General features: G+C 62.4%; 7 protein-coding genes and 1 pseudogene. 2 read left to right on the forward strand and 6 right to left on the reverse strand.

Annotation, left to right across the window (positions count from 1 at the left end):
- The 6 genes and pseudogenes from VFE81_RS10775 to VFE81_RS10800 all read right to left on the reverse strand — a co-directional run.
- Window positions 1–392: pseudogene (locus VFE81_RS10775) on the reverse strand (imidazolonepropionase); the annotation flags it as partial.
- 120 nt (window positions 393–512) lie between these two features.
- Window positions 513–1,151: a HutD family protein gene (locus VFE81_RS10780; protein WP_325044578.1), complete on the reverse strand. Its 639-nt coding sequence runs from the start codon at window positions 1,149–1,151 to the stop codon at window positions 513–515.
- A 2-nt stretch (window positions 1,152–1,153) separates the two neighbouring features.
- Window positions 1,154–2,842 carry a urocanate hydratase gene (hutU, locus tag VFE81_RS10785; protein WP_325044579.1) on the reverse strand — a complete coding sequence of 563 codons (1,689 nt, stop codon included), beginning with the start codon at window positions 2,840–2,842 and terminating at the stop codon, window positions 1,154–1,156.
- A 92-nt stretch (window positions 2,843–2,934) separates the two neighbouring features.
- On the reverse strand, window positions 2,935–3,630 hold the full coding sequence (gene hutC, locus VFE81_RS10790; protein WP_325044580.1) for a histidine utilization repressor: 696 nt from the start codon (window positions 3,628–3,630) through the stop codon (window positions 2,935–2,937).
- Window positions 3,631–3,666: 36 nt separating this feature from the next.
- Window positions 3,667–5,190: a histidine ammonia-lyase gene (gene hutH / locus VFE81_RS10795; RefSeq protein ID WP_325044581.1), complete on the reverse strand. Its 1,524-nt coding sequence runs from the start codon at window positions 5,188–5,190 to the stop codon at window positions 3,667–3,669.
- Window positions 5,191–5,628: 438 nt separating this feature from the next.
- Window positions 5,629–6,525, reverse strand: a complete 897-nt coding sequence (locus VFE81_RS10800) for a LysR family transcriptional regulator (protein ID WP_325044582.1) — start codon at window positions 6,523–6,525, stop codon at window positions 5,629–5,631.
- A gap of 115 nt (window positions 6,526–6,640) precedes the next feature.
- On the opposite strand from VFE81_RS10800, the gene VFE81_RS10805 reads away from it, so the two are divergent.
- Complete coding sequence (locus VFE81_RS10805; protein ID WP_325044583.1) at window positions 6,641–7,591, forward strand: NAD-dependent epimerase/dehydratase family protein; 951 nt, start codon at window positions 6,641–6,643, stop codon at window positions 7,589–7,591.
- A gap of 211 nt (window positions 7,592–7,802) precedes the next feature.
- Window positions 7,803–7,985 (forward strand): hypothetical protein, encoded by a 183-nt coding sequence (locus VFE81_RS10810; RefSeq protein ID WP_325044584.1) that lies wholly within the window; start codon window positions 7,803–7,805, stop codon window positions 7,983–7,985.
- Window positions 7,986–8,162 lie beyond the last annotated feature (177 nt).

The following is an 8,162-nucleotide window of genomic DNA, read 5'->3' on the forward strand; positions in this document are numbered from 1 at the left end:
GTGACGCCTTCGGCGAGCAGAGGTTCGAGGCGTGCGGCCGATTGGCGGAACAGCGAGTCTGCGTCAGCGGCACGCGTGGCGCGCACCGTCGAGACAATGCCGCCGCCTTGCCGCGCGATTTCTTCATAACTGACGCCCGCCAGGCGCTGCGCGAATTCATCCGCGCGCTGGCCGCCATACACCAGATGCGTATGGCAATCGACGAGACCCGGCGTCACCCATGCGCCGTGCAGATCTTCACGCGGCCATGCGGCGTACTCGGTGGGTAATTCGGAAGCCGCACCGAGCCACGCGATCTTGCCGTTTTCAACGGCAATCGCAGCATCGGGCAGCGTGTGTTGGGGGTCGCCCTCGGGGCAGAGTTTCAGGTGATGCCAGACGGTTTGCTTCATCGCGTGCTCTTTGCAGCTCGTTGCGTGTCTGTGGTGATTCGCGGCGCACTTTGCCTGGCCTTTGCCTAACCTTTGCCAGGATCTAAACGCGCGTGCGAATCGTCGTCATCGTTGCGTTCATCATGTATAGCGAATGCTGATCGCGAGCAACGCACCCGCGCCCTTGACCATGCATGACAGCGCGTTCGGCGTGCCGATGCGCAGTGTGTCGTCGGCCTCGAGCACTTGCGGTTGCGGTTGCGCGTCGCCGCCGAGAGTGACCGAAACCGAACCGCTTGCGCAGAACAACAGCACTACATCGGCGGACAACGTGCGCTGCGTATCGCCGCGCCACACTTCGGTCTCGCCCACTGCCGCGCCACGGCGGACCATCAGGTTGAAGTCGCGCGTGGCGCCGTCGACGAGGCGTGCATCGATTTGCGCTTCGCCCGCAAACTGCGCGATATCGAGCGGCAGAGTCAACGCGAGCGTGTTCACGGCGGGAACGCCAGCGCCGTCTGTTTCGTCGAGCAACATGCCCGCGCCGGACAGCAACACGAGCGTGCGATCGATACCCGCGAAACGCGAAAACGGCCCCGCTTGCGCGACATCGGCGATGCTCATGCGCCACACGAATGCATCGAGCCCCGCACCTTCGGGAAACGCCGCAACTTCACGCGTGACGCCGCCGCCGTTCTTCCACGGCGCCGCCACGAGGGCGGCGCCGCGAATCAACGTCGTGGTCGCCATGCTACCGACAGGCGTACCGTGAAGCGCCATGATCAACGGCCCAGCATCGGCAGATTGAGGCCCGCCTCGCGCGCCGTTTCCTGCGCGAGTTCATAGCCCGCATCCGCGTGACGCATCACACCCGTTGCCGGATCGTTGAACAGCACGCGGCCGAGGCGTTCCTTCGCAGCGTCCGTGCCGTCGGCGACGATCACGACGCCCGAGTGCTGGCTGAAGCCCATCCCCACCCCGCCGCCATGATGCAGCGAGACCCACGACGCGCCGCCTGCCGTGTTCAGCAGCGCGTTGAGCAATGGCCAGTCGCTGACTGCGTCCGAGCCGTCTTTCATCGATTCGGTTTCGCGGTTCGGACTTGCTACCGAACCGGTATCGAGGTGATCGCGGCCGATCACGATCGGCGCCTTCAGCTCGCCGGTCCTGACCATTTCGTTGAACGCCTGGCCCAGACGATAACGATCCTTCACGCCGACCCAGCAGATCCGCGCCGGCAGGCCCTGGAACGCAATACGTTCGCGCGCCATGTCGAGCCAGTTGTGCAGATGCGGATCGTCGGGAATCAATTCCTTGACCTTCGCATCGGTCTTGTAGATGTCTTCCGGATCGCCCGACAGCGCGACCCAGCGGAACGGGCCCTTGCCTTCGCAGAACAACGGACGGATATACGCCGGCACGAAGCCCGGGAAATCGAACGCGTTTTCCACGCCCATTTCCAGCGCCATCTGACGGATGTTGTTGCCGTAGTCGAGCGTGGCCGCGCCGCGCTCCTGCAACGTCAGCATCGCCTGCACCTGTTTGGCCATCGACTGCTTGGCCGGCGTGATGATGGAATCCGGCGCCGTCTTCATGCGCTCGCGCCAGTCTTCGACGTTCCAGCCTTGCGGCAGGTAACCGTGAATCGGATCGTGGGCGCTGGTCTGGTCGGTCACGCAATCCGGCGTGATGCCGCGCGTCACGCATTCGGCGAACACATCGGCTGCGTTGCCCAGCAGACCGATCGACACCGGCTTGCCTGTCTTCTTCGCTTCGTCGAGCATGGCGAGCGCTTCGTCGAGCGTTTTCGCTTTCCTGTCGACATAACGGGTCTTGAGGCGGAAGTCGATACGCGTCGCATCGCATTCCACCGCGATCATCGAGAAGCCGGCCATGGTTGCTGCCAACGGCTGCGCGCCGCCCATGCCGCCGAGACCACCGGTCAGAATCCAGCGGCCCGACGGATCGCCGTTGAAATGCTGGTTCGCCACCGAGAAGAACGTCTCATAGGTGCCCTGCACGATGCCCTGGCTGCCAATGTAAATCCAGCTGCCCGCGGTCATCTGCCCGTACATCATCAGGCCCTTGCGATCGAGTTCGTGGAAGTGTTCCCACGTCGCCCAATGCGGCACCAGATTCGAATTCGCCAGTAGCACGCGCGGTGCGTCCGCATGCGTCTTGAACACGCCGACCGGCTTGCCCGATTGAATCAGCAGCGTCTCGTCTTCGTTCAGGTCCTTCAGCGAGGCGAGGATCTGATCGAAGCAATCCCAGTTCCGCGCGGCACGGCCAATACCGCCATACACGACCAGCGCGTGCGGATGCTCAGCAACTTCCGGGTCCAGATTGTTCTGGATCATCCGGTACGCGGCTTCCGCGATCCAGGTCTTGCAGGTCTTTTCCGCACCGCGCGGAGCGCGGATCGTACGGGTCGGGTCCAGACGCGGGTCGATGTGTTTCGGGTTGTTCATGGTGGCCCTCGGAATGCGTGAGAATGTTCGGGAGAAGTTCGGGAAATGAGTCTGGAAAATGAATCGGAAGCGGGTCTAAAAAAACGGCTGAATCAGAAATGTCCGGTGAAGCGATAGCGGTTGCCGGGATGCCAGAGATTGGCGATCGAAGCGACCTGGCTTTGCGACCATGTGCGCCGATGCAGCACGAGACACGGTTCGAGTTCATCCATGGTCAACAACTCGCGCGTGTCGGCATCCGCAGCCAATGCTTCGATGCGGTACTCGACGCGCTGAAGCGGCGCCACGCGCACCAGATACTGATTCGGCGTGGTATTCGTGAAGTCCTGCAACGCGTAATCGGGTGCGACCGCCGGGTTGACCCAGCGCTCTTCGAGTTGCACCGGCTCGTCGTTTTCGAAATGCAGCACGCGCGAATGAAACACCGGACTGCCCGCGCTCACCTGCATTTCTTCGGCGAGCGCTTCGTCGACGATGCTCGCGCCAATGTGCAACACCTTCGCCTGATAACGATGACCGCGCGCGACGATTTCGTCGGAGATGCTGCGGATCGCCACCAGTGTCGATTCGTACTTGGGCCGGGCCACGAACGTGCCCGAGCCCTGCACGCGCGTCAGCACCTGCTCCGAAGTCAACTCGCGCAACGCGCGATTGACCGTCATGCGCGCAACGTTGAATTCGCGCGCAAGCTCGTTTTCGGAGGGCACCTGGTCGCCTTCAGCCCATTCGCCCGCATGGATGCGGCCTAGGATGAAGTCCTTGATGCCCTGATAGGCCGGTGCGTTCATTGGCTTGATTAGCGTGCTTAAACGTGTTTTTCGAGCTTACTGTTCGGACGCGAACGAGAACGGGCTCAGCTTCGCGATCGTACCGTTCTGCACGAGATGCGTCACAGCCTCGATATCCGGTGCGAAGTAGTGATCGAGCTCGTAATGCGCGACGTCCTTGCGCACCGCGTCCATCACTTTCTGCAGGCTTGGGCTGGTCTTGTGCGGCGCGCGCAGATCGACGCCTTGGGCGGCAGCGAGCAACTCGATCGACAGGATGTTCGCGACGTTTTCAGCGATGTCGCCGAGCTTGCGCGCAGCGAACGTGGCCATCGAAACGTGATCTTCCTGGTTCGCGGAGGTCGGCAGCGAATCGACCGAAGCCGGATGCGCGAGCGTCTTGTTCTCGGAGGCGAGCGCCGCGGCGGTCACGTGAGCGATCATGAAGCCCGAATTCACGCCGCCATCACGCACGAGGAACGGCGGCAGGCCCGACAAGGTCGTGTCGATCAGCAGCGCGATGCGGCGTTCGGCCAGCGCGCCAATTTCAGCGACGGCAAGCGCGAGATTGTCAGCAGCGAACGCCACCGGCTCAGCGTGGAAATTGCCACCCGACAGCACTTCGCCCGTGTCCGGGAAAATCAGCGGATTGTCGGAGACGGCATTGGCTTCCAGCAGCAACACGTCGGCCGAATGGCGCATCTGGTCCAGACACGCACCCATCACTTGCGGCTGGCAGCGCAGGCTGTACGGGTCCTGCACCTTGTCGCAATCGGCGTGCGAGACATTGATGCCCGAGCCTTGCAACAGCGAACGGTAAGCCGTTGCCGCGTCGATCTGACCTTGATGGCCGCGCAGTTCGTGAATGCGCGCGTCGAACGGTTTGACCGAACCCGCTGCAGCGTCCACCGACAACGCACCCGCCACCAGTGCGGTGCGGTACAGGTCCTCAATGGCGAACATGTTGTAGAGCGCGAGCGCGGTCGAAGCTTGCGTGCCGTTCAGCAGCGCCAGACCTTCCTTCGCTTGCAGCGTGAGCGGCTTGAGGCCGACCAGCGCGAGACCTTCGATGGCCGGCATGCGCTCGCCCTTCGCGAACACGTCACCAACGCCGAGCAAGGCAGCCGACATATGCGCCAGCGGCGCGAGGTCGCCCGATGCGCCGACCGAGCCCTTAACCGGAATCACCGGCAGGACATCGGCGTTGTACAGCGTGATCAGCGCTTCCATCACTTCACGGCGGATGCCCGAGTGGCCGCGGCCGAGGCTCGACAGCTTTAGCGCGATCAGGAGACGCACGACCGGACGCGACATCGGCTCACCCACGCCGACCGCGTGCGACAGCACCAGATTGCGCTGCAGCAGTTCGAGCTGGTCATGCGGAATGTGCGTGCTGGCGAGGCGCCCGAAACCCGTGTTGATGCCATAGGCCGGTTCGCCCTTCGCGGCGATATCGGCGACGGCTTTGGCGCAGGCGTCGATGGCGGCGTGGCTGGCAGGATCGAGTTGCAACGCGACGTGTTCGCGTGCGATCTGGCGCAGTTGCGGGAAGGTCAGGTGGCCGGGCTTCAGAATCATCATGGTGTTGTGTCCTGTCTTGTCTATACAATTCGAGAGAAGTCTAACGTTGCCGTCTTGTATATACAACTTGTTTTTGCGGCTTCCAGCCTGGGAGTTTCCATTAGAACCGGAGGCTGGCGAGGCATACATGTCGGTCGAGCCGCGGTTTGAGGCGGCAGCGCAGGCCAGACCGCATTCGTTCGCCGCGAACGATAACTTGTATATACACGTTCAAAATGTAGGGCGGCAAGCGGACAAAAAGATTCAACGCGCCGGCTCGGGGCGGCTGGCGCCCGGGGCGGTCAATGCACCAATGCGCCAATGTGCTCTGTGCCGCTGCCCTGCCATCTCGAGGCGCCTCTTCCAGAGTTATAGGAGAGTGCGCTGACGACGCAAAAAAGCCCGCGCACTCATGCGAGCCGCGGGCTTTGTTCAAACGCACGACTGACGAAGGATTCGCTAAAGCTTCACCCGCGCCGCAATGAAATCCAGGAAGCACTGCACGCGCCCCGCCAGCGACGCGCTCTGATAATACACGGCGCTCACCGGCTGCCGTTCTTCCGCCAGCACGTTGCCGAGAATCGGCACCAGCCGCTCTTCGCGCACGTCTGCGGCGGTCATGAAGTCGGCGAGACAGGCGATACCCCATCCCGAGAGGGCCAACTGGCGCAGCGTCTCGCCGCTCGATGCGGTGATCGCCGGCTCGATCTTCAGCGGCTCTGACTTGCCCTTCCCGCCCTTCCGCAGTGGCCAGCGATTCAGATGCTCCGGTGCTGTAAAGCCAATCAGACGATGCTCGCGCAATGCTTCCACCGACCTGGGCTCGCCGTATTCGGCCAGATACGCTGGACTGGCGAGCACTCTCAGCTTGCTGCTGCCCAAGGCACGCGCATGCAGGGTCGAATCCTGCAACGCGCCGATGCGGATCGCGATATCCACTTTCTGTTCGAGCAGATCGACGATCCGCTCGTTGCTGGTCAACTCCAGTCGAATCTCCGGATACAGCGCTGAAAACGCTTTCATATGGGGCGCCACGCAATGAAGCATGAACGGCGACGCCGCATCGACACGCAAGCGCCCCGAGGGCCGCTCGCGCCCGCGCGTGACGGATTCTTCGGCCTCTTCCATCGCATCGAGAATCGCCCGGGCCCGCCGCAGAAACGCCTCGCCCTCTTCCGTCAGTTGCAGACGGCGCGTCGTGCGCCGTACCAATGCCGTGTCGAGTTTCTTTTCGAGGCGTGTGAGCGCCCGGCTGACGCCGGAGACGGTTTGCCCCAATTTCTCCGCCGCCGCGGTAATCGAGCCGCTATCGATCACTGTGACGAACACCAGCAACTCGTCCGTCGAAGTTTTCATTGTTGATTTCAAATCAAGATTGATTTGAGACTAACACGCTTTTTGCGAGAATCAAGACGGTGGATACTGCGTACATGTCATCGTATTTCCGATGTTTCCACCCTAGGAGAACGTCTTGAAGATTTTCATTACTGGCGCAAGCGGCTTTATCGGCGGTTCGATCGCGGCGCACCTCGTACGCGCCGGCCATCAGGTGCGCGGTTTGATCCGCAAGCCGGAACATAGCGCCGAGTTGCAACGCCTCGGCATCGAACCCGTCATCGGCACGCTCGACGACCGCGAACTACTGATCGCGGAAGCAAAAGCCGCCGACGCGGTCATCAACGCCGCGAGCAGTGACCACAAAGGCGCGGTGCAGGCGCTGATCGACGGCCTTGCCGGTTCCGGCAAGCCGTTTCTGCATACCAGCGGCTCGAGCATCGTCGGCGATGCATCGGGCGGCGAGGTGGGCTGTGAAACGGGCGGCGAAGCGGGCTGTGAAACGGGCTGTGAAACGGGCGAGGTACGCATCTATCACGAAGACGCCCTGCCCGAGCCGACCGCGGATAAAGCGGCACGCGTCGCCATCGATCAGCTCGTGCTCAACGCGGCGCAGCAAAACATCCGCTCGGCGGTGCTGTGCAACACGCTGATCTATGGTCACGGCGCGGTACCGGGCAGCGCAAGCGTCCAGTTGCCGCGACTCGTGCGTCAGGCGCAAAAGAGCGGTGTCGTGCGGCATGTGGGCAGCGGCGGCAACGTCTGGTCGAACGTGCATATCGACGACGTCGCCGAACTCTATCGCCTCGCGCTGGAGAAGACACCCGCGGGCACGTTCTACTTCGTTGAAAGCGGCGAGGCGTCGTTTCGTGACATGAGCGCCGCGATCGCGCGCGTGATGAAACTCGGCGAGCCGCAAGACTGGCCGCTCGAAGAAGCGCAGAAGGAATGGGGCTACGAAATGGCTTCGTACGGGCTGGGTTCGAATAGCCGCGTGCGCGGTGAGCGCGCACGTAAGCTGCTCGGCTGGCAGCCCAAACGCAACTCGGTGATCGAGTGGATCGAGCACGACATGATGTCCGCCTAGAGCACATCCTTCGGGGAGTCCCCACAAGGGGACCTCTTCGGGACGCCCTCCAAGGGGACTTCCTTCGGGGCGTCCCCCAAGGGGACTTCCTTCGGGGCGTAATTTGTGTAAGCACAGTCGTTGCGAATCCGTAAGCTCAACTCGCTAGAATCCGGCTCACGTAATAGCGCGATTCGACGATACGAGTCGCGCGCGAGCCCGGATTTAATCGATGAACTTGGCGCTGAACTTCGACTGGCTGACCAACCTGCTAGCGATTCTCTTCGTCGTGGCGTGCCTGTACGATTCACGCTACGACGAGTACGGCACGTTGACGTTGTCAGCGGCCGCAATGGGCCTTGTGGTGATGGCGATCGAGCTGTTCCTCAGGCCCGCTTTCGATATGGCGCTTTGAGTTCGACGCTGCGCGAAGCAGCGTCGTCAGGTTTAACTCACGCGTCTCCTCGCGCCGTGCCTCGCCGTTGACAGATAACCACCAGCACAAGCGCGAGCGGCTACGTCAAACCGCGACTTCCGGCGGCGCCTGGCGGAAACAGCGCGTGATCCAGCCGAGATAACACAAGCCCAGCAC

The sequence above is a fragment of the Paraburkholderia sp. genome (genome assembly GCF_035656215.1).
Lineage (GTDB): Bacteria > Pseudomonadota > Gammaproteobacteria > Burkholderiales > Burkholderiaceae > Paraburkholderia.

What these genes read in the sequence shown, in the direction of transcription:
- VFE81_RS10800 (WP_325044582.1), bottom strand. Translation starts at nt 6,525, where the DNA reads ATGAAAACTTCGACGGACGAGTTGCTGGTGTTCGTCACAGTGATCGAT.
- hutU (WP_325044579.1), bottom strand. Translation starts at nt 2,842, where the DNA reads ATGAACAACCCGAAACACATCGACCCGCGTCTGGACCCGACCCGTACG.
- VFE81_RS10780 (WP_325044578.1), bottom strand. Translation starts at nt 1,151, where the DNA reads ATGGCGCTTCACGGTACGCCTGTCGGTAGCATGGCGACCACGACGTTG.
- hutH (WP_325044581.1), bottom strand. Translation starts at nt 5,190, where the DNA reads ATGATGATTCTGAAGCCCGGCCACCTGACCTTCCCGCAACTGCGCCAG.
- VFE81_RS10810 (WP_325044584.1), top strand. Translation starts at nt 7,803, where the DNA reads ATGAACTTGGCGCTGAACTTCGACTGGCTGACCAACCTGCTAGCGATT.
- hutC (WP_325044580.1), bottom strand. Translation starts at nt 3,630, where the DNA reads ATGAACGCACCGGCCTATCAGGGCATCAAGGACTTCATCCTAGGCCGC.